At 41.2% G+C, this 21,394-nt stretch carries 20 protein-coding genes; 15 read left to right on the top strand and 5 right to left on the bottom strand.

The window, feature by feature from the left end; translation table 11 throughout:
* Positions 1-90 precede the first annotated feature (90 nt).
* The 3 genes from Ga0466249_RS22275 (at position 91) to Ga0466249_RS22265 (ending at position 1,353) form a co-directional block, all read left to right on the top strand.
* Positions 91-498 carry a hypothetical protein gene (locus Ga0466249_RS22275; RefSeq protein ID WP_215831698.1) on the top strand — a complete coding sequence of 136 codons (408 nt, stop codon included), beginning with the start codon at positions 91-93 and terminating at the stop codon, positions 496-498.
* Positions 499-580: 82 nt separating this feature from the next.
* Entirely contained in the window at positions 581-853 is a 273-nt protein-coding gene (locus Ga0466249_RS22270) for a hypothetical protein (protein WP_215831697.1), read from the top strand.
* A 5-nt stretch (positions 854-858) separates the two neighbouring features.
* The gene (locus Ga0466249_RS22265) at positions 859-1,353 is read left to right on the top strand and encodes a YajQ family cyclic di-GMP-binding protein (protein ID WP_215831696.1); all 495 of its coding nucleotides are present in this window, start codon (positions 859-861) and stop codon (positions 1,351-1,353) included.
* A gap of 94 nt (positions 1,354-1,447) precedes the next feature.
* On the opposite strand, the gene uraA is transcribed toward Ga0466249_RS22265, so the two are convergent.
* Entirely contained in the window at positions 1,448-2,695 is a 1,248-nt protein-coding gene (uraA, locus tag Ga0466249_RS22260) for a uracil permease (RefSeq protein WP_215831695.1), read from the bottom strand.
* Positions 2,696-2,954: 259 nt separating this feature from the next.
* Here uraA and Ga0466249_RS22255 point away from each other — a divergent pair, with 259 nt between their 5' ends.
* The 4 genes from Ga0466249_RS22255 (at position 2,955) to Ga0466249_RS22240 (ending at position 7,580) form a co-directional block, all read left to right on the top strand.
* Positions 2,955-4,181, top strand: a complete 1,227-nt coding sequence (locus tag Ga0466249_RS22255; protein WP_215831694.1) for an aspartate kinase — start codon at positions 2,955-2,957, stop codon at positions 4,179-4,181.
* Positions 4,182-4,219: 38 nt separating this feature from the next.
* The gene (locus tag Ga0466249_RS22250) at positions 4,220-5,464 is read left to right on the top strand and encodes a pyridoxal phosphate-dependent aminotransferase (protein ID WP_215831693.1); all 1,245 of its coding nucleotides are present in this window, start codon (positions 4,220-4,222) and stop codon (positions 5,462-5,464) included.
* A 79-nt stretch (positions 5,465-5,543) separates the two neighbouring features.
* A complete protein-coding gene (locus tag Ga0466249_RS22245) occupies positions 5,544-5,720 on the top strand; it encodes a hypothetical protein (RefSeq protein WP_215831692.1) in 177 nt (58 codons plus the stop codon).
* Between the two features lie 189 nt (positions 5,721-5,909).
* Positions 5,910-7,580 (top strand): nucleoside kinase, encoded by a 1,671-nt coding sequence (locus Ga0466249_RS22240; RefSeq protein WP_215831691.1) that lies wholly within the window; start codon positions 5,910-5,912, stop codon positions 7,578-7,580.
* Positions 7,581-7,683: 103 nt separating this feature from the next.
* Here the strand turns inward: Ga0466249_RS22240 and Ga0466249_RS22235 are convergent, their stop codons facing one another.
* Entirely contained in the window at positions 7,684-9,084 is a 1,401-nt protein-coding gene (locus tag Ga0466249_RS22235) for a [Fe-Fe] hydrogenase large subunit C-terminal domain-containing protein (protein WP_215831690.1), read from the bottom strand.
* A gap of 176 nt (positions 9,085-9,260) precedes the next feature.
* Here Ga0466249_RS22235 and Ga0466249_RS22230 point away from each other — a divergent pair, with 176 nt between their 5' ends.
* Both Ga0466249_RS22230 and Ga0466249_RS22225 read left to right on the top strand, forming a co-directional pair.
* Positions 9,261-9,506 (top strand): hypothetical protein, encoded by a 246-nt coding sequence (locus Ga0466249_RS22230; protein WP_215831689.1) that lies wholly within the window; start codon positions 9,261-9,263, stop codon positions 9,504-9,506.
* A 47-nt stretch (positions 9,507-9,553) separates the two neighbouring features.
* Positions 9,554-9,940, top strand: a complete 387-nt coding sequence (locus Ga0466249_RS22225) for a DUF1540 domain-containing protein (protein ID WP_215831688.1) — start codon at positions 9,554-9,556, stop codon at positions 9,938-9,940.
* A 205-nt stretch (positions 9,941-10,145) separates the two neighbouring features.
* Here the strand turns inward: Ga0466249_RS22225 and Ga0466249_RS22220 are convergent, their stop codons facing one another.
* On the bottom strand, positions 10,146-10,355 hold the full coding sequence (locus Ga0466249_RS22220) for a DUF896 domain-containing protein (RefSeq protein ID WP_215831687.1): 210 nt from the start codon (positions 10,353-10,355) through the stop codon (positions 10,146-10,148).
* Positions 10,356-10,495: 140 nt separating this feature from the next.
* Here Ga0466249_RS22220 and Ga0466249_RS22215 point away from each other — a divergent pair, with 140 nt between their 5' ends.
* The 5 genes from Ga0466249_RS22215 (at position 10,496) to Ga0466249_RS22195 (ending at position 19,536) form a co-directional block, all read left to right on the top strand.
* Entirely contained in the window at positions 10,496-10,765 is a 270-nt protein-coding gene (locus Ga0466249_RS22215; protein WP_215831686.1) for an ACT domain-containing protein, read from the top strand.
* A 26-nt stretch (positions 10,766-10,791) separates the two neighbouring features.
* On the top strand, positions 10,792-12,150 hold the full coding sequence (locus tag Ga0466249_RS22210) for a PFL family protein (protein WP_215831685.1): 1,359 nt from the start codon (positions 10,792-10,794) through the stop codon (positions 12,148-12,150).
* Positions 12,151-12,153: 3 nt separating this feature from the next.
* The gene (gene nth / locus Ga0466249_RS22205) at positions 12,154-12,783 is read left to right on the top strand and encodes an endonuclease III (protein ID WP_215831684.1); all 630 of its coding nucleotides are present in this window, start codon (positions 12,154-12,156) and stop codon (positions 12,781-12,783) included.
* A gap of 133 nt (positions 12,784-12,916) precedes the next feature.
* Positions 12,917-16,054, top strand: coding sequence for a PD-(D/E)XK nuclease family protein (locus Ga0466249_RS22200; protein WP_215831683.1), 3,138 nt, complete (start codon positions 12,917-12,919; stop codon positions 16,052-16,054).
* On the top strand, positions 16,051-19,536 hold the full coding sequence (locus Ga0466249_RS22195; RefSeq protein WP_215831682.1) for a UvrD-helicase domain-containing protein: 3,486 nt from the start codon (positions 16,051-16,053) through the stop codon (positions 19,534-19,536). The genes Ga0466249_RS22200 and Ga0466249_RS22195 overlap by 4 nt, the downstream gene beginning before the upstream one ends.
* A gap of 74 nt (positions 19,537-19,610) precedes the next feature.
* Here the strand turns inward: Ga0466249_RS22195 and Ga0466249_RS22190 are convergent, their stop codons facing one another.
* Together Ga0466249_RS22190 and Ga0466249_RS22185 are read right to left on the bottom strand one after the other, a co-directional pair.
* Entirely contained in the window at positions 19,611-20,186 is a 576-nt protein-coding gene (locus Ga0466249_RS22190; RefSeq protein ID WP_215831681.1) for a P-loop nucleotide/nucleoside kinase family protein, read from the bottom strand.
* 63 nt (positions 20,187-20,249) lie between these two features.
* Positions 20,250-20,924 (bottom strand): metal-dependent hydrolase, encoded by a 675-nt coding sequence (locus tag Ga0466249_RS22185; protein WP_215831680.1) that lies wholly within the window; start codon positions 20,922-20,924, stop codon positions 20,250-20,252.
* Positions 20,925-21,170: 246 nt separating this feature from the next.
* Between Ga0466249_RS22185 and Ga0466249_RS22180 the strand changes: the two genes are divergently transcribed.
* Positions 21,171-21,389 (top strand): MoaD/ThiS family protein, encoded by a 219-nt coding sequence (locus Ga0466249_RS22180; protein WP_215831679.1) that lies wholly within the window; start codon positions 21,171-21,173, stop codon positions 21,387-21,389.
* The last annotated feature ends 5 nt before the right edge of the window (positions 21,390-21,394 follow it).

The following is a 21,394-nucleotide window of genomic DNA, read 5'->3' as shown; positions in this document are numbered from 1 at the left end:
TTTATACTATGAAAAATTGCTACATAACGTTCCTAGCATTAAGCAGCTGAATTTTGTAAATTAATTATTTAATAAGGGGGAATTCAGAGTATGTTATTAATTATTATTATCTTAGTGGGTGTTATTATATATTTACTGCGCCGTGGCTCAGCAACTTCCTATGGCCCGTCAGGAATGCACTATCCTAGCATGGGTGGCTTTGGCAGTGGTATGGGTGGTATGATGACGGGAGCATTGCTTGGCTATTTGTTAAGTGAGTCTTTGATCAGTCATCATCAATATGATTCATGGCAAAATATGGATGCTGATGATCTTCGACAAACTTTAGCGGATCAGGGGATTATGACATCGGAACAGTTCGATGATGCTAGTCAACAATTGGCTACTAATTCTTCATCGTGGAATGACTCACAAGAGGATGTTCCTTTTGATTCGGATTCAAGCTCTGATTCGTGGAATGATTTTAATGATTTTGGTGGCGATGGGGATAGCTTTTGACTGGAAAAGCAGGATTTTTGCGGCATTTATTCGAATAAAGACAAAGTTTATATCATGTAAGTGGGTAGACAGGGAGGTTGTCATGGAGTTTGTTAGTAATGGCAATATCATATTTATGGGGTTTGTTGTGTGGCTTATGATAGCCCCGCGCAGGAAGGGGAAACAGAGTGGATCGTCTTTCTTGGCCTATATGGTGGCGCTTTTATTTAGTTTGCTTGCTAGTTCAGATTTATTATTGATTAAACCTGTTGCCTTTTTCTTTACTGTCGGGGGTGTATTGGCATTTTTTGTAGTGATTGCACGAAATACCATTCGCATTACGACGAATAATAGTAACGGGAAATCGGGGGGTTAATGAGTATGGCAAAAGATTGTTCTCTTGATGTTGTTTCAGACGTGGATATGCAGGAAGTGGATAACTTTATTCAACAGACAGTAAAAGAAATCAGCCAACGTTTTGATTTCCGTGGTAGTCGCTCGACAGTCACGCTTGAAAAAGATACGATTAAAATTTTAGCGGATGATGAGTTGAAGCTAAAGAATGTTCTTGATATATTACAGGCCAAAGCAATTAAACGGGGTGTGTCCATTAAGACTTTTGATTACGGAAAGATTGAAGGTGCGGCACATGGCTGTGTTCGTCAAGCCGTTACGATCAAAAAGGGCATAAGCAAGGAAAAGGCGAAAGATGTTATTGCTGCTATCAAAAATAGTAAATTAAAAGTTCAGACGCAAATTATGGAAGATCAAATTCGTGTTTCAGGTAAAAATAAAGATGATTTGCAAAATGTTATTTCTCTGTTGAAACAACAAGATTTTGGGCTGGACCTTCAGTTTATTAATTTCCGTTCCTAGAAAAAATGGATCAATGCTTTTTTAGTAATGAAAAAAGGCTCTGCCAGTCGGCAAAGCCTTTTTTCGTTATTTATTTTAATGGCTACGAATAAGATTACTCGTTTGTTAAGCCTAGGCTATCGAGTATTTTAAAACTCAGGCCGAGCAAGATGGCTACAATTGTTGCCAATGCCATACCTTTTAATGTAACTGTGCCGAGCGTAATAGAAGCACCGCTTACTCCGACAATGAGTATGATGGAGCTTAAAATTAAATTACGAGCTTTACTGTAATCGACTTTTGTTTCCACGAGCATTCGAATGCCTGATGCGGCAATAACACCAAACAGCAGCAGGGAAACACCACCCATAACAGGGCTCGGAATGCTTTGAATTAAAACAGCCAGTTTGTTAATAAATGAAAGGAGAATGGCCAGTATGGCAGCGCCGCCAATCACATAGACACTGTATACTTTTGTAATAGCCATGACACCAATGTTTTCTCCATAGGTTGTATTGGGGGTAGATCCTAAGAAACCTGATAGGATGGTCGATAGGCCATTTCCAAGTAGTGAACGATGCAGTCCGGGATCTTTTGTCAAATCATGGCCCACAATATTGCTAGTTACAACGAGGTGACCGATATGTTCTGCAATAACGACAAGTGCAGCAGGAATAATAATGATGATGGCATTCAGATTAAAATCAGGTGTGTAGAACGTGGGTAAGGCAAACCAGCTAGCTTGTCCGACTGGTGTCAAGTCGACTAGTCCGAGACATGCAGCTAGGGTGTAACCACCGACAACACCAATGAGGATGGGGATGATAGCTAAGAAGCCACGGAATAATACTGAACCATAAACGGTAAGAAGTAGGGTGAATACGGATACGATTACTGCCTTGGGCTCGAATGTTTTGGCCGTAAGCCCTGCCATCTCTGCCGCAACAGGGGCGAGTTCCAGGCCAATGACAGCAACAATAGCTCCCATGGCTGCGGGAGGGAAGACAATATCAATCCATTTTGTACCAATGACTTTTAAACTCAGAGCCACAAGCGTAAAAATGACGCCCGTTGCAATAAAACCACCAAGTGCAGCATTATAACCATATGCCGCAAGAACGGCAAAGACAGGTGAAATAAAAGCAAAACTTGAACCTAAATAAGCGGGAATTTTTCCCCGACAAATGAACAAATATAATAAGGTTCCAATACCATTAAATAATAAGATAGTAGCAGGGTTGACTTTGAACAGAATAGGAACTAGCACGGTTGAACCAAACATAGCAAACAAATGTTGTAAACTCAGCGGAATCGTTTGTAGAAGTGGGAGCTTTTCCTGAACTTCAATGACGCGTTTACTCATTAGTACCTCCTGATTTTTCCTTTGGCACACAAAAAAGCCTCTTACTAGAGTAAGAGGCTGGAGTTACACAAGGCGAAATCGCCAGAGTTTGTGTACCTTATCAGTCTCTCCGGACTAATTTAAAGGTTATTTTTCATAGAATAACATGAATAAAGTATTTTGTCTACATTTTTTTTCGTCCACTCTAGGGAGGGATTTGTGTTTTGACAGAGAATAGTTAAGCAATGCGAGTAACGAAATCCCCTTAAGGAGGTAAAACATGGCGCTTGTTGTAAAAAAATTTGGTGGCAGTTCTGTGGCTACACCAGAGAAAATGATGAATGTCGCCCAACGAATTCTAGCCGAAAAAGCGCTGGACGATAAAATTGTTGTAGTTGTTTCTGCAATGGGGGATACTACAGATAATTTAATTAAACTGTCAAATGCAATGACGGATAGTCCTTCGTTACGTGAAATGGATATGCTACTTACGACGGGAGAGCAAGTTTCGATTGCCTTACTAGCGATGGCATTTCAGAAACTGAGTGTCTCGTCTATTTCATTGACAGGTCCTCAGGCGGGGATTAACACAAGCTCGGCTTATAGTAAAGCAAAAATCCTTAGTATTAATACTAATCGGATTCAGCAAGAACTTGACAAGGGGAATATAGTTGTTGTTGCTGGCTTTCAAGGTATTAATACAGCAAGTGATGTGACGACACTGGGGCGTGGTGGTTCGGATACAACGGCTGTTGCTTTGGCTGGTGCGCTAAAGGCTGATGTATGTGAAATATTTACTGATGTCGATGGCGTTTATTCGGCTGATCCAAGAGTCGTGAAAACAGCGCGAAAAATGCAGGAAGTTACCTATTATGAGATGCTGGAGATGGCAAGATTAGGGGCTGGGGTGATGCAGCCGCGTTCTGTTGAAATGGGCCAACAATATGGCGTCCCTATTCATGTACGCTCGACATTTACTCAGGATAAAGGCACTATTATCAGGGAGGAATATACAATGGAAGAAAAGGAATTTATTATTCGTGGCGTTACTCATGATACGAATGTGGCAAAGGTTGTTGTGTTAGGTGTACCTGATCAGCCTGGTATTGCCTACAAAATATTTTCTGCTCTCGCTGATAACAACATTGACGTAGATATGATTGTACAGAGTGTTCGTAATAATGCTACTGATATTATTGATATTCTGTTTACCGTCAGTTTATCTGAGCTTAATCAGTGTCGAAGTATTGTTGAAGCTACTGCCAAAGAAATGGGAGCCTTAAATGTTGTGATTGATGAAACCCTTGCGAAAGTATCTGTTGTTGGTGCAGGAATGCTCGGATCACCTGGTATTGCGGCAACGATGTTCGGCGCTCTTTCAAAGGCTAATATTAATATTGGTGTCATTAGTACTTCAGAAATTAGCATTTCTTGTCTTGTTGATCAGGCTGAAGTCAAGAATGCAGTAAATGCTATTCATCACGCGTTTTTTAAAGAGGAAGAGTAATTTTGTTGTTTTTTTAATTATTTTTAGGGGGAATGATCATGGGTTACAGTGTTGCAGCTAGTCATGCTAAAGGGAAATGTGCTACAGATAGAATATTCGGTGCCAATGGTGCCGCAGTGAAAGCAGCTCTCGAAGTAGGTAAAAGCTATGTCACAAATGCAACAATTGGTGCGATATTAGATGATGAAGAAAAATTATCCTGTTTACCAACGGTGGAGCAAGTTTATCGCAGCCTTTCGATGAACGATATTATTGCTTATGCGCCTATTGCCGGATTACCAGCTTTTTTAACCGCTGCTATTGATTTGAATTTTGCCGATCATCGGCCAGATGGTTATGTTGAAGCCGTGGCTACTTCCGGTGGTTCAGGCGGTATTCATCATACTATCTGGAATTATACTGAGCTTGGTGATACTGTGCTGACATCTGATTGGTTTTGGGGTCCTTACCGTGTACTTTGTCAGGATATGCTGCGTAAATTAGATACCTATACCTTATTTGACGAACAACTGAATTTCAATTTGGATGCCTTCGAAAAGAAAGTTGCAAATCTGCTTGCTGTTCAAAAAAGTTTAGTTGTCATTATTAATAGCCCGGCTCACAATCCGACGGGTTACAGCTTGACTGATAGTGAATGGAGTGCTGTACTTGATGTTGCCAAACGGTTGACAAAAGATCCGAATAAGCGTCTGACTTTCCTTGTTGATGTAGCCTATATTGATTATGCTGGTGAAAGAAATGCAGCGCGTTCTTTTATGAGCCAGTTTAGCAATTTGCCGAAAAACATTTTGACTGTTTTTTCGACAAGCATGTCCAAAGGTTATACCATGTATGGACAGCGAGTCGGTGCCATGATTGGTTTGTCATCTGATAAAGATGTCATTCAGGAATTTGCCGACATTAACCAATATACTTCGCGTGCAACATGGTCAAATATTAATCGTGGCGTCCAGCAGCTTTTGGCTACAATTTATGAAGATAAAAATTTACTCGCAAAAGTTGATTCGGAAAGAGCCCTTCTTTATCAGATGATCCGTGAACGAGCCGATTTATTTATGAATGAAGCCAAAGAGGCGAAATTACATATGTTACCGTATATTGCTGGATTTTTCTTGACAATTCCTGCTAAAAATCCAGAGGCTGTTTGCGCGGAGCTTGCAAAAGATTATATTTTTGCAGTGCCACTTGCCAAGGGAATTCGTGTGGCTGTTTGTGCTGTTCCCAAGGCTAAAATGGTTGGTTTTGCGACAAAAATGGCGCAAGCCATTCGGATAACAGAATAGTAAAATATTCCTCTACTAGCTGTACTTTTCCTTGGGCATAGTAAGGATAACACCGAACTTTGTTAAGGAGGCGCTATCGATGGGATATTATAACGATAATTGGGTTGATGATACGGCCCTGGAATTTCCCAAAATCGGTTTTTGGCTGGTACATGTTTTTGGAGTGCTATTCTTGTTTTGGATGGGAATGCGTTTTGCCGTACGCCGTGTACCACTCGCAATTATTGCTTATCGCGTTTTGAAAATGTTAAGATAACTCAACAAAAAAGAAGTGAGCTCTTTAGGGCGCACTTCTTTTTTATTGCATGATAGTCATTTTCTGTTCTGAAGCTTAGCCAAATAATTCAGGTCTGGCTATTTGTTCGAACTTTCGCTATACTTAATTCATTAGGAATAGATTTGTAACTGTGATGAATAATTGGGAGTTTATTTGGGAGAGAGAGACATGGATAAAAAAATTATATTAATCGTCGATGGTAAACAAGCTGAGTATTTAGGGCCTATATCGTTATTACAATTGAGCCGGAAATGGCAGAAAGTACATAGAGCACCGATCGTAGCAGCTTTTGTTAATCATGTGTTGACAAGTTTAGATGGAGAATTACGGATGGATAGCGAAGTTTCTTTTGTTGATTTGAAGCAGTCAGCAGGGATTTCTGTTTACAGGCGCAGCTTAGCTTTTTTATTGATTGTTGCTGCAAATGAAGTGTTTCCCAATGCCAGAGTGACCATTGAGCATTCACTAAGTAAAGGGCTATATTGTGAAGTTTATAAGGGAAACGAGCTTTTTAGCAAAAATGTTACTTGTTTAGAAGGTCCAATGCAGAAAATTGTGCAAGAGCAGCGGTTAATTCAGCGCAAAGATTATCCCTTAGATGAAGCAATTGATTTGTTTGGAAAACTGGGCAAACAAGAACAAGTCAAATTACTTCAGCAAAAGAATCCAGCTACCGTACAAACCTATTCTTGTGGGAAAGTGATAGAGTTTGATTCGAGCATTCTTGTCCCTCATACAGGTTATTTGCAGAAATTTGCTCTCCAGCCGTGGCAATCAGGTGTGATTATTCGGCATATATTAGCTGAAGATCCTACGGTGATTCCGCCTTTTGAAGCACAGCCAAAACTTTCAGATGTTTTTTTAGAAGCGGAAAATTGGGGGAAAATACTCAATTGTCGTTATGTTTCTGATTTGAATGAGCATATAAAAAATCGGCGGCAAATGGATTTGATTCACGTTGCTGAGGCGCTGCAGGAGAAGAAAATTGCTCAAATTGCTGATTATATTTCCGATCACGCAACACTCGTTCGATTGATTTTGATTGCCGGGCCTTCTTCTTCAGGAAAAACGACGTTTGCCCAGCGTCTAGGAATACAGCTGAGAGTCAATGGTGTTAGACCTGTTCCCTTATCACTTGACGACTATTTTGTTGAAAGAGATCAGACCCCGCTAGATGAAACAGGCAAACCTGATTTTGAAAAGCTTGAAGCCATAGACTTAACGTTGTTTAATCATCATCTAACGGAATTGCTAGAAGGGAAACATGTTGCTGTTCCGACTTATAATTTTATTACTGGTAAACGTGAATATAATGGCAAAGTACTTTATTTGGAACCGGACCAACCCCTGATTGTCGAGGGAATTCATGGGTTAAATGAACGTTTGACGCGTTCTGTTGCTCGTGAGCAAAAGATAAAAATCTACATTAGTGCTCTGACTCAATTATCTATTGACAGGCATCATCCTATTTCAACGACAGATACGCGGGCGATTCGGCGTATTGTGCGTGATAGCAATTTTCGTGGTCATAGTGCTTTGATGTCATTGAAGATGTGGCCTTCAGTCAGACGGGGCGAAGAGAAGAATATTTTTCCCTTCCAGGAGCAAGCCGATGTTATGTTTAATTCGGCACTGATTTATGAGCTTGCTGTACTTAAGAAATATGCTGAACCTTTACTTTGTGAGATCAAGAAGGATGAAACTGAATATGCCGAAGCGCAGCGGCTGCTCAATTTCCTGTCTTATTTTGTTTCGATTCGCGATGACGAAGTACCAGCTAATTCAATTCTGCGCGAATTTATTGGAAAATCTTGTTTTTATAAACAGAAACAGCATTAAAAAGTGAGTCCGCATCACCTGAAGGTGGTACGGACTCAATCTTTTTTTTTGCTTCACGGTTGTAATTGACTTCCTCTAGTAGTAATACGATTAGAAGATAGAACTATTTATTTGGCCCTAGATGACGTCCGAGAAGCTGCGATATGGGGCTCTCCCCTGTCAAAGGGGGGACTGTGTCTGTATGACTATGACCAAAACGGGCTAGGATCGTATAAACTTCTGGATTTTCGACGGGTGTTTTTGCTACTGAAGCATCGCCGTACTGGTTTACCTGATTCGTTCCCGCTTCTGGCGTGATCAGGCGTCCGGGACCACCTACACAACCGCCTTTGCAGGCCATGCCTTCAATAAAGTTGGCATTTTTTAGTCCTGATGTTTTTAGCTGTTCCAATAGTTTTTGAATTTCCAGGACGCCATCAACTTTTAATGACCGCAATTTTTGTACTTTTTTCGGTACAAGGCGTTCGACAGTTGCGGCTACAGCGCCGCTCACTCCCCCTGTGCGTCCATAGACGCGACCGCCCCATGATGCTTGTGCATTTTCATGATCCGCTTCTTCAACTGGATTTACGCCTGCCGCTTCAAAGATGGCGTTGAGTTCTTTGAAGGTGAGGACGAAATCAATGGCACCTTTGAGTTCAGGCAGCATGATCTCCTGCTTTTTAGCGATACAAGGGCCAATAAAAACAACCTTGGCATTCGGTTCGAATTTTTTTATAATTCGTCCTGACGCAATCATGGGGGAGACAGATGGGGAGATTTTTTCAACAAGCTCGGGATATTTATTTTCAATTAATTTAATCCATACGGGGCAGCAGCAACTAGTAATTAAAAAATCATGTTCATCCTTTACATGTTCATCAAATTCCAATGCTTCTTTCATTGTTAAAAGATCGGCATATAATGCTGTCTCGACAACTTCTGTAAAGCCAATTTTTTTTAAGGCGCTTCTTAGTTTGCCCGCTGTGACATTTTCACCGAATTGACCGGCAAAGGCCGGAGCAATAGAAGCGTAAATAGGATCTTTTGTTTCTTTGAGCAGCTTAATTAAGGGAACAAACTGTGAATTTTCCGCTAGAGCACCAAAGTTACACGCCTGGACACAGTGTCCATCACCTAAACATTTTTCTTTATCAATGATAATATGACCTTCACTATCTGCGCTAATGGCATGGGCATCACAGGCTGCAATGCAATCGCGATGTTCTTTGTCACACTTTTGACAAATAGAGGAATCTGTTACCCAGACGGGTTCATAAGACAGACCCATGAGGGCTTCTTCGTCATTTTCGCCCGTAATTTGCTCACTGTCGTGAGGGGGAAGTCCCATGGCAATGCGGATCTGATTGGCTACTTGCTTGCGTGTGTAGTGATCTTTGTATTCTTCATGAAGCAAATCAGTGATTTCTTGATTCTTTTGGTAAAGTGTACCTTCCCAAGCATATTTGGCTACTTGATAGAGCAGATTAGATTTGAGTGATAAAGCTTTCGCTGTTGTTGTCATAATGCACCTCATTATTGCCATATTTGTGGCGATTTCATGCTATCTATATAATTACCATATGGGCAGTTTTTTTCCTGTTTAGTAACGGATAAATTTTGTTATAAAAAATCGAATCTATGTTATCCTTGTATAAGTTTATATAAAGTGGTCACGCTAGGCCTAAAGGAGGGCATAGCGTGGAAAAATTTTGTCCTTTGTGTAATGGCATCCATACTATTTTTGTTTCGTGTGATTCCTGTGGCGCTGAAATGACGGATCAAGGTACAGTGAGTGACTATTATGGTCCCTATAGTCCTTATGATGCCCTTGATGTTGTCGCACATGACTGCTGTATCCATTTATTTTACTGTAAGCATTGTCATTTGGATCATCGGCTGGCTGTTCCCTTGGAAACGTTAAGTGATATTCATTTTGTTGAATAGAGAAGAATAGGAAAGTAAAAACTAAGAAAAAAGCAAGGAGTGATAAGATGGCTAATCCATTAGTCAAATGTAACGTAGATGAATGTACCCATAATATGTCAGGCGAACAATGTATGGCAGCGTCCATCAGTATTTACAATAATGAATCTTTGGCGGAGTCTACAGATAGTGAGGATACACAGTGCAAATCCTTTCATAGTAAGAAGGGTATTAGCGACGTTGTGGGGGCCTTGCATAATGCCAATGTTGTTGGAACTGTTTCCGGTCCATTTATGGATGGAACACAAATAACACCGAATGTGGAGTGCTTTGTTAACAACTGCCATTACTGGTCAGCCAATAATATTTGCCAAGCCAGTCAAATTAAGGTCAGTGGTATAAATGCTGCACAAACGTCAGATACAGATTGTGAAACATTTAGGTCAGAAGATTAGGGGCTATCCAAATTTATCAATAAAAAACTGTCAAGTTGAGAATGTATTTTCTCACTTGGCAGTTTTTTTGTATTGAAAGTAGTAGTTGAAACGGCACAGGAATCGTATTGCGGGTGCTCCAACGTTCTACTTGACTTCCGCTTATAGTAATACGATTTCTGTACCTGCTGGGTATATTAAAGAACGTGCTGGTGGCTTTTCTTATTCATTTGATGACGCTAGTAGAATTTTTGCTGGCTTTTTGGGCCGGTTGTGCGAGTGAGGCTTCAATTTGAACACGAACATTGGCTTTTATTTGATCAATATAGAGGCGGCGTAAATTGTTCTGTTCATCTTGTTCAGCAGGACTTAAAGCCGTTTCTTTTTGTTTGTGTGCCAATTCATTAATTCGTTGGATCATATCAGGTGTGATCATGCGAGTCACCTCTTTTCTAAAAAAGTCTATCAAATTCAAAACAAATGTGCAAGTACAATGATATTTTTACAATGAGTCTGTTTTTTTTTATTAAAACACCGTATAATAAGGTCATTACTAGCTCGTCTGGAGGGAATTTTATGAAAATCGTAATTACCATTGTCGGTCAAGACAAAGTGGGGATTATTGCTAAGGTAAGCAACATTTTAGCAGAAAGAAATGTAAATATATTAAATATCAATCAAAATATTGTTGATGGATTTTTTAATATGGTTATGATTGTGGATATGGCTGAAGCAAAATGTCATCTTGTTGATTTGCAAAAGTTGCTGAAAGAGGAAGGCCAAGCTATGGGGCTTGATATTCGGACGCAGCATGAAGATATTTTTAAAAGCATGCATACGATTTAATGACAGGATAGATAAGGGGTGCTAAGATGCTGACGATACAAAATATTTTAGAGACAAATCGAATGATTCAGGAAAATAATTTAGATGTGCGGACAATTACCATGGGTATTAGCTTGCGTGATTGTTGTGGGCCTGACGTGAAAACATTTTGTCAAAGCATTTATGATAAAATTACCAAGCGGGCCGAGAAGCTTGTAAAAGTCGGCGAGGATATTGAAGCTGAATACGGTATTCCTATTATTCATAAGCGCATATCTGTTACGCCGATTTCCATTGTGGCGGAAAGTTGCCGGACCGATAATTATGTGGCAGTGGCTCAGGCTCTTGATCGTGCGGCTAAAGAAGTGGGTGTTAATTTTATTGGTGGATTTTCCGCACTTGTGGAAAAAGGCTACACAACAGGAGATCGGCGTCTGATTGCTTCTATTCCTGAAGCACTCCGCGTGACAGAACGGGTATGTTCTTCTGTGAATCTTGCTTCAACCAAGACAGGTATTAATATGGATTGTGTAAAGCAAATGGGCGAAATTATTAAAGAGACGGCGAAGCTTACGAAAGACAGAGATGCCTTGGGGTGTGCTAAGCTGGTTATTTTCTGCAACGTGCCAGGAGACAATCCCTTTATGGCGGGTGCTTTTCACGGCGTTGGAGAACCTGAGGTTGCTATTAATGTGGGTGTCAGCGGTCCGGGTGTTGTCAAACGTGCTCTTGAGGATGTTAAGGGACAGGATTTCGGAGTTGTTGCTGAAACTGTTAAGAAAACAGCCTTTAAAATTACACGTGTAGGTCAGCTTGTAGCACAAGAAGCTTCACGGCGTCTTGATGCGCAATTCGGTATTATTGATTTGTCTTTGGCACCTACACCTGCTGTTGGGGACAGTGTTGCACATATTCTGGAAGAAATGGGCGTGGAAAGTTGTGGAGCGCCTGGTACGACAGCGGCCCTTGCTCTATTAAATGATGCCGTTAAAAAGGGCGGTCTCATGGCTTCTTCTTATGTGGGCGGGCTAAGTGGTGCCTTTATTCCAGTTAGTGAAGATGCGGGGATGATTGCCGCTGTAGAATGCGGGAGTTTATCCATTGAAAAATTGGAAGCTATGACGTGTGTATGTTCTGTTGGGCTGGATATGATTGCTGTACCTGGCGACACGACGGCTGCTACGCTTTCAGCCATTATTGCTGATGAAGCGGCTATTGGCATGATTAATAATAAAACAACAGCTGTTAGGCTCATTCCGGTACCTGGTAAGGGTGTGGGTGATACAGTTGAATTTGGTGGTTTGCTCGGGTATAGTCCTATTTTGAAAGTGAGTACATTTAAAAGCGATAAATTTATTGCCAGAGGTGGTCGGATTCCGGCGCCGATTCGGAGCCTGACGAATTAAATTATGAACAAGCAGGTAAGAAATGAAATTTTAGCATGTCTTGAGCAGACTTATGGTGACACGAAAACGGCGCTCAACTATACGACGGCCTTTGAATTATTGATTGCCGTGATCTTATCAGCTCAGTGCACAGATGTTCGCGTCAATATGATTACAAGCCGAATGTTTCCTAGGCTGAATTCAGCAGAAAAAATGTTGGAGTTGGGCCAAACCGGACTGGAACAAGAAATCAGGGATTGTGGACTTTTTCATAGTAAGGCGAAGAATATTTTGGCAACCTGTCAGATCTTGTGTCAGAAATATCATGGTGAAGTTCCGGAAAGTTTTGAGAAACTTCTTACATTGCCTGGTGTGGGGCGTAAAACAGCCAATGTGATGCTAAGTGTGGCGTTTGGTCAGCCGGCACTTGCCGTGGATACGCACGTCTTCCGTGTAGCCAATCGCTTAAAATTGGCTACCGGTGATACCCCCCTGGCGATTGAAGAGGGCCTAAAAAAGATTATTCCACGAGAAAAATGGGGGCAGGCTCATCATTGGCTGATCTGGCATGGCCGGAAAATTTGTAAAGCCCGCAAACCACTTTGTACAGAGTGTCCGGTCAGTTCGCTTTGTCCAAGTTCTACAGTACTGTAGCGTCAATTGTTTTGTTTTGATTGTTAAGCCTGCTATGCAGGCTTTCTTTTTTTGCAGTGGAGCAAGGTATTTTGGCAGGAAGAATGGCTATTCTGCCGGAATAATTGTTTTTAGGAATCAAAAGGAGAAGAATATGTATAATCTTTACTGTTTGGCCCTAGGAGAATCTTATCGCGGTGAGTTTATTCGCCAGATGCTCAATTCTATTCATCACGATATCGGTTCAACAAGTCTACTCATGCTTCCCAATTCGCAGCTTCTCGACGAGGTGCGACAAGAAGTGCTTGAACAAGATCCTGAAAGTCTGACGAAATTGAATCTCTTATCATTCGATGATTTGATCACACTTATTTTAGACCGAAGCGGTAAAAAGCCCAGCTTCATGAGTCGTATGACACAGGAACTCCTTGTAAAGCAGATTGTCCATGAATTGATTAAACAAGGTGAGCTGCCTTATTTTTGTGAAATGAGTCATTTCCCTGGCTTTATTCGGACGATTACCAGTTTTATAGGTGAACTGAAACGTACGGGAACAACAGCTGCCGAATGGCAAAGTGCTAGTGAGGCGAAAGGCAGCGAGTTCGGTTCAATCAGTCAAAAGGATGCCGAAATGACACTCATTTATCTGGAATATCAAGCAGCCTTGACTCGCTTTAATGTAGCTGATCTTGAGGAACGGTATTTTCTTGCAAGTGAGGTACTAAGGGAGAACCCGGCTTTATTACCTTATGAATCAATTTATTTTAGTGAATTTTATATTTTAACGCCCTTGCAGCTCTCAGTGATTCGTCTGATGAAACAAGGCCGGGATATTTCTGTTGCTCTTGTTTATGAGAAGAATCGTCCTGAATTGTATCATGCAGTGGAGGAGACTTATACAGCACTGATTGGTCAAGATTTTGTGGCAAAGTTTGTGGCGCGTCATGAGCGATCCGCGCGTTGCCTTGATTATTTAGTGGAAAATATTTTTACTGAGCAAGCGGTAGAAAAACAAGTCGCTCCCTGTATTACTTATGTTGAAGCTCCTCATGTCAGTAAAGAACTGGCTGTTTTTGGTGCAAAATTAAAAAGCAAATTGTTAGGTGGAAAAATACGTCCGTCCGATGTGGCAATTATTGTGCGGAACATGGAAAATTATAGGTCGCTGCGGTCTTTATTTGGCGAACTTAAAATACCCCTAGGTCTTAGGTGGGAGGAAAAGTTAGAAAGACAGCCGCTTGTGCAACTGTTGTTTGATTATATGGCGGCACGTTTGGCAGGGGGAAATAAAAAAACGGTACAAAAATTATGGAGCTCCTCGCTTGTTGCAGCAAAATATGGTGTTGACAAGGATCGGATTTTGGCGGATTCCAAGTCTTTTCGAATGGACGGCTGGTCAGGCTGGTTGGATTTTTGCCAGTCAGATGGAAAGCTAAAAGAACAAATTGAACAGCTTCGACTGCAAGTCGAGAGTCTTCCGTTGCAAGGAACTGCCCAAGTAATCAATCAGGCTCTATCTGACTTGATTCGGGCACTTCATCCGCTTGAGTATTTCGGGTTGAAGCATCGCCAGGGAAAGCTGCCTTTGGTGCGGCTTAAAGCCTATTACCTGACTTATCAGGCATTGGAGCGGACCGGTCAGGAGCTTGAAACGGAGCTTGCCTCATTGGGACAAGAAAATCAAACGATGACGCTCAAGGAGTATGGCCAGCTTTTCTTGCAGCTCTTGAGTGCCAAGCCGTTACAGCTCGCTGAAGGTGACAAGCAAGGTGTCAAAGTGATGAGTCCTGCAGGGGCAAGAGGCGTGAATTATGAATTTGTGGCAATTCTTGGATTGACAGAAGGGGAGTTTCCTAAGCAAATTCGGGAAAATTGGCTATATAGTGATGCTGAACGTAAGCTTTTCAATGATCTTGGCATTCCCTTGCCTATGGCAGTTAAACACCGCTTAGAAGAAAAATTTTATTTTGCTGTTTCTCTATCCTTGGCGCGAAGCAATCTTTATTTAAGCGGTCTAGTAACGAATGAAGCTTTGCTGTCACCATTTTTGGCTGAAGTAGAGCGTATTGTGGATATTTTGCCTGAAAACAGGGCTGTATTTACAGTAGATGAAATGTTTCCTGCTTGCTACGAATCCATTTACACGCAACAGGAATATACGCAAAAAGCCATTTATGATTTCTATCATTCAGGGGGAGGAGAAGGAGAGAAAAGGCTTGCTGAACTTATTTTTCAGCACTTTGAAATTTCTGATTTTCGGCGTAAAGTTGCAGCTGAAATAAGTCGTAAAAACGATTGTAACAGCCCTTTTTCCGGTTATGTTCCAGGCTGGCAGAAAGCGAATGGCAGTCCTGTGTCTGATGAAAATCAAGTGTGGAGTATTTCTCGTTTAGAAGATTATCTGAAATGTCCATTTGCTTATTTTTTAAAACATGTTCTGTGCTTAGATCAAGATACAGAGGCGGATGAAGTGACAGAACCCAGTCTCATGGGAGAGCTTTATCATGATATATTGGCAAGTTTTTTGGCTGGTTATTGTGGTCTAAATTTCAAGCAAGCAGAGCAGGCTTCCTATCAGGCTGTTTTATTAGAAAAATTGGACCAAGTGATTCATGAATGGGTGAGAAATGGAAAAATTCGTCCAGGTAAGTTCTGGTTTTATGAACGAGAGAGATTCGTGCGAGTTTTAACAAATTGGCTACATTATGAAGTGGAGCGGCAGCAAAAAAGTTCGGTATCCCTCCGTCCGGCTCATTTGGAGTGGGGATTTGGTTTGCCTGTGACGCAAGGTATGGATGAGGGTTCTGTTACTACGCCGCTCACACTCTTTTTTGGTCAGCGTAAGATCTTTTTTCGCGGAAAAGTCGATCGCGTCGATAAGACAGAGCAGAGTTATGCAGTGTATGATTATAAAAAATCAGGTAGTCCTTTGGTGCAGGATACGGTGGAATATGGAACGGATTTACAAATTCCTTTATATATTGCAGCCGTTCAGCAATTGCTTGCACGTGACTCTGGTAAGGTTATTGGTGGATCCTATTATTCCATTGAAAAGCATGTTGTTCAGGGCGGAATTTGGCACAAGGACTATCAAAAATCTTTAGGTCCAACGAAGATTACAGGAAAATCATTTATGAGTCAGGAAGGTTGGACGCAATTTTATGAAGAATTTGGTAAGCGTATTATAGCGGCCGTCGATGCTATTCACTGTGGGGAGTTTCCTATTCGACCGTCACAAGGCTGCTTGGATTATTGCCTGGGAAAAGTACTTTGCCGGAAGGAGGGACGATGATGAAGAAATTTACGGTAGAGCAGTCTCAGGCGATTGAAACGTTAGATCGGAATGTCGCTGTTTCAGCTGGCGCTGGCGCGGGTAAGACACGTGTACTTGTAGAGCGATATCTTAATATTATTGTGCAAGAAAAAGCAGTTTGTGAAGAAATTATTGCCATTACGTTTACAAAAAAAGCGGCTAAAGAAATGCGGGAGCGTATTCGTAGTGATTTAGAGCACAGACTCGGTGAGGTAACAGGTGACAAGTGGTTTTATTGGAATGATCTTAAAAGTCGTCTGGAATATGCCTCAATTACGACTTTTCATAGTCTGTGCGGACGAATTTTACGGGAACATCCTGTAGAAGCCCGGCTTGATCCGAATTTTACTGTTTTAGATGATGTCGAAGCGAAATTACTTATGAAAGAAGCCCTTGATGAGATTATTTTGGCGGCAGCAACAAAGCAGGAAGATTGGCTTGGAATATTATTACAGGAATACAATCTAGATGCGATTAAGCATGATTTTGCCAGTCTCTATGATGAGATAGACAGCGCGGATTGGTTTGGTCCGAGGCTTAGCGCGTATTTTATGCAACCTTATGAGGAAGTCGTGGAAAGCGTGCCTTGTAAGAAGCAGAAACTGAAGGAGAAACTAACAGAACTGGCAGAATATCGTTTACAATTAAAGAGCGGTTCAGTTGCCGAAAAAAAGCTCAGTGCCTTGTGGGCCGCTTTGCCTGAGTTAGTTGCTGCAATCGAAGGTACAGAATTAGTAGAAGATTTTCAGCCAGTTTGGGATGAGCATGTTACAGAAAAGCTCAAGGGTATTCGTTTGAGCGGTACCATGAGTGAGGCTAAAAAAGAACTTGACCATGCTTTTGTGGACTGGCGGGAAAGTCTAGCCTGTGAGCAGACTATGAAGCTTATGGAACCGCTTGCGACATATTTTAATGCTCTGGCAGAGAAAATGAATCAGCTCAAGAGCGATCGTCAGCTTGTGACTTTTGCAGATTTGGAAAATGCTACGCTGCGATTACTTAAAAGTCATCCAGAGCTATGCCAGATGTATAACCGCAAATATCGCTATATTATGGTAGATGAGTTTCAAGATACGAATGAACGTCAGAAAGAATTGATTTATTTGCTTGCAGGAGGTAATTCAAGAGAGCTTAAGGGACAGAAGCTATTTGTTGTGGGAGATCCCAAACAGTCCATTTATCGCTTTCGTGGCGCTGATGTTGAAGTGTTTGAACAGGTTGAACAGGACATTTTAGCCTCAGGAGGGATATGTATTTCCCTTGATCAGAATTTTCGTTCTCAAAAGGGATTGATTTCCTTGTGTAATGAGGTTTTTACGCAACTTTTTCAGGGGGATGAATCCGTAACTTTTAGTCCCATTCAAGGCAATAAAGGTTATGACGAGAGACAGGATTATGCAGAGTGGCTAGTCTTGTCTAAGGAAGAAATTGCGCCAGAAGAGTCCACGCGGTCGGCTGAAGCAACGATGATCGCCAAGCGACTGCAGCAGATGGTGACACAAAAGGAGCGTCTTGTGTTTGACGAAGAAACACAAAAGTTGTTACCCGTCCAGTACGGTCATATGGCCATTTTATTGCGTTCTTTTACGGACGTGGCCTTGTATGAAGCTGCTTTGCATCAAAACGGCGTACCCTATTACGTAGTAGGTGGGCGCGGTTTTTACACTCGACAGGAAATCCTAGATGTTTTGGCTTTGCTGCGTGTTATTGATAATTGTTATGATGACTTGGCTTGGGTTGGTGTTTTGCGTTCACCACTTTTTTTGCTGACAGATGTTACGATTGCAGCCTTGAAAGCAGGCAGTCGCCCTATTTGGGTTGGACTCCAGGAGTTAGATTTATGTTCGAGTCTGACCTCAAAGCAACGGACACTATGTAGAAATGCGTTATTTGTTATGAATGAATTACGTGAGGCGAAAGATTTTTTGCCTTTACCTGAACTTGTTGAACAGGCTTTAGAGTTGACGCATTATCGTGAGTTTCTTTTAAGTCAGTTTATGGGAAAACAACAAGTTGCTAATGTAGAAAAACTGGTTGCCTTGGTGGTTCAACAGTCAGAGCAAGGGCAGCAGCTTCATGACTTCTTAGTCTATATTGATGACATTCTAGAGGAAGATGTCAAAGAAGGCGAAGCACAGATTGAAAGTGAAGCTGGTGATACCGTAAAGATTTTGACTATCCATAAGGCAAAAGGTTTGGAGTATCCTGTGGTTATATTGCCTGATCTTCAGCGTAAATTTGTTACATCAAACAATAAAGCATTATTTAATAGCAATTTGGGGTTAGGTCTTTCTACAGCAAGCTGTATTTTTGGCGAGAATAGAGTTTTTTCAGCCCTGAAGAAACAAAATCAGGAATGTGAACGACTAGAATTAAAACGAGTGCTTTATGTGGCACAAACGCGAGCCAAGGATTATCTAGTGTTATCATCCGTCGCAGAGGATACAACTGAAAAGGATTACAGTGAGAAAAACTATGTCGATCTTGACAGCTGGCATAAATGGTTGAGTAAGCTGGCTGGCAGCCGTTCTTTTACTGCCACAGTTTGGCAGAACAGTGAAGAGGTGTCCCTTCAATGTGGGCAGAGAGAAACGGCTGCAATAGAGAGTGATGAAGTGCTGCCGGCTTATGTGGATCAGCATTTGTTAGCAATGGACAAATGCTCTCGTGATTTCCCAGCTTTTTCAGCAAGCATGTTCAGTCGTTATCATGTATGTCCTCGCGCCTATTATTATCACTATATTGCTCATATTCCTGAATTTTACACGCCGTCCTTTTCCATAACGAAGGTATCTGACTTGGGGACAAATCTAAACGATTTTAACACGGCAGTTAAAAATTTACAACCGATCAGTTCAGCAAAGTTACTTGGCACTGTCGTTCACAAGTTTGCAGAACTCTATCAGTCAGGCTCTGTCGAGTCCACACTGGATAGGGCGCTGCAAAAACTAATGGTGACTCCTATGCTTTGTTCTGAAATGCGGCAAGCGGCGCTTCCCTTGTGCCAAACTTACAGTGAAGATAAGCTTTTTGACAGAAAGGCAGTTATTTATTCGGAATGGCCCTTCACTTTTGCTCTGACAGATGAGAAAGGAACCCGATTTTATTTCCGGGGAATGGTTGATAAAATACTGGCGATTTCCCAGGGACTTCAGATTATAGATCTAAAAACAGATCAGGTTTTATCTGCTGACCTTATAGATAAAGTCGATCATTATGCTTGTCAATTGCAACTTTATACGTTGGCTGTCCAGAAACTACTGCAACAGCCTGTTACACAGGCTTCGCTGTATTTCTTGCGTTTAGGACGGCTTGTGCCTATTCCATTGCTGAATGAACAAGAATTTTTAGTCTCTTTACTGCCTTTATGCCGATTTTTAGCTACGCATCAGGAAGAATCTGATTATGTTTGCAACCGAAAAAGTTGTTCTGAGTGCAGTTATGCTTTATTTTGCACGTAAATAACAAAAGCTTCTTGTTGAGATAAAAACGGTCTCACTAAGAAGCTCTTTCATTAGATTTATCCTTACTTTAGTTAGGGGTGAAGTTGCAAAGTATGATGCAGGCTAGAAATATCAATGGAAGAGTCACTATTGTCGAATTTTCTAATTTCCACGTTTTTCCATTGACATTGTTTTTCTTGAATACTCTTGACGTAAGCTTCCCAATGGTCGAATTTCCATTTATCTCGTTTATTGGCGCGAGCCATCATCCGTTCTTTTAGTACATCAAAGTCAATGGATACCTGGAGTACAAGGATTGTTATATCTTGCCAATCATAGCTTTTTCTGAGCTCATCAATATAATGAGGATTTGAAAAAAATCCAATAAAGGGAGCGTCAAGTATGACGGATTTTCCAAGTTTTAGATTATCATTGGCAATATTAAGTAATGTCTTATATTCAATACTCATAATGACATCGCCATAAAAAGGACAGCCATCACGCTCATTCGGTGAGTAGCCCTTGGATTCTAATAGCAGGCCAGTGAAATGATTACAAATGATATCTTTATCTAGGTAACAAAAATTATATTCCGCTGCGACAATTTTTCCAATTGTTGATTTTCCTGATGCGGCTGCACCAATAAGAAATATTAAAGTGGGTCCCAAAATACTTTCCTCCTAATTTGTTCCACAGATACACATTCGATTAGGCCTTATGCACCGTATTTTCTATTGTGTTATTGTAAAAAACTCACCTGGGGCCACAATATGCACGGGGATGGCTAGCGCTTGTTTCACTTTGTCTTGAAATTCTTCAGGGGACTGTTTGATGAGCGGCCATGTATTATAGTGAACAGGAATGACCTGTTTTGGCTTAAGTAAACGGACGGCTTCGACAGCGTCATCAATGCCCATAGTAAAATTATCACCAATAGGTAAAATAGCCAGATCAATATTTTCTAGGCGTCCTAGTAATTCCATGTCACCGAAAAGGCTTGTGTCACCGGCATAATAGATCGTTTTATCGGCTAGTTTGATAATAAATCCGGCGGCATGTCCTCCGGCAATGCCGCTGCCATGAAAAGCCGGCGTAATACGTATTGATCCAAAATCAAAGGTGTGCTTACCACCAATATGCATCGCATGTGTTTTACAATCGCTACTTGCACATAAATTGGCGATTTCAGCAGTCGAGATGACTGTTGCGCCTGTTCTTTTGGCAATACTGATGGTGTCACCTAAATGATCATAATGTCCATGGGAGACCAAGATATAATTGCAATCGATTGTGGTAGGCTGGGCAATTTGAAAAGGATTATCTGTTAAATAGGGGTCAAACAGTAAGGTTGTCTGATCTTCGACAAGCGAAAAACAGGCATGTCCATAAAAGTAAAAATTAATCATACATGATCCCTCCTTATTGTATGTAGTTATGATTTCGCCCTTGTAAACAAAAGTCCTTGCAGGTTTTAGTTCGGAAATGGCGAAAATAAATTTATACTGAAAAATGTTATGGAAATTAGAGAGTGGGGTTATGCTCTGTCAAAATTTGAAAAATAAGGCCATTTTTTTTGAGAAGGAATTATTTTACAGCTCGTCGAATGATGAATTATATTAGTGAGTACGAGCAGGTATAAAGGAGTGGACCCCATGGTGATCGAAGTAAGATTACATGAGAAATTAAGGAAATATGCACCAACTAGCAGCAGTGGCATACTCACTGTTGACGTACCTGATGAGATGACGGTGCGGCAGCTATTTCAAGAATTAGAAATAGAAATAAAACAAGTTTCTGAGGTGAAAGTTAATAATAAACATAGCTATGGACATCATAAGCTTGCTGATGGTGACTGCATAGATCTTTATTGATGTAA

This window comes from Pelorhabdus rhamnosifermentans (assembly GCF_018835585.1).
In the GTDB taxonomy this organism is placed as follows: domain Bacteria; phylum Bacillota; class Negativicutes; order UMGS1260; family UMGS1260; genus Pelorhabdus; species Pelorhabdus rhamnosifermentans.
Note: the sequence above shows the minus strand (reverse complement) of the source record. Positions and strands in the feature narration are given on the sequence as shown.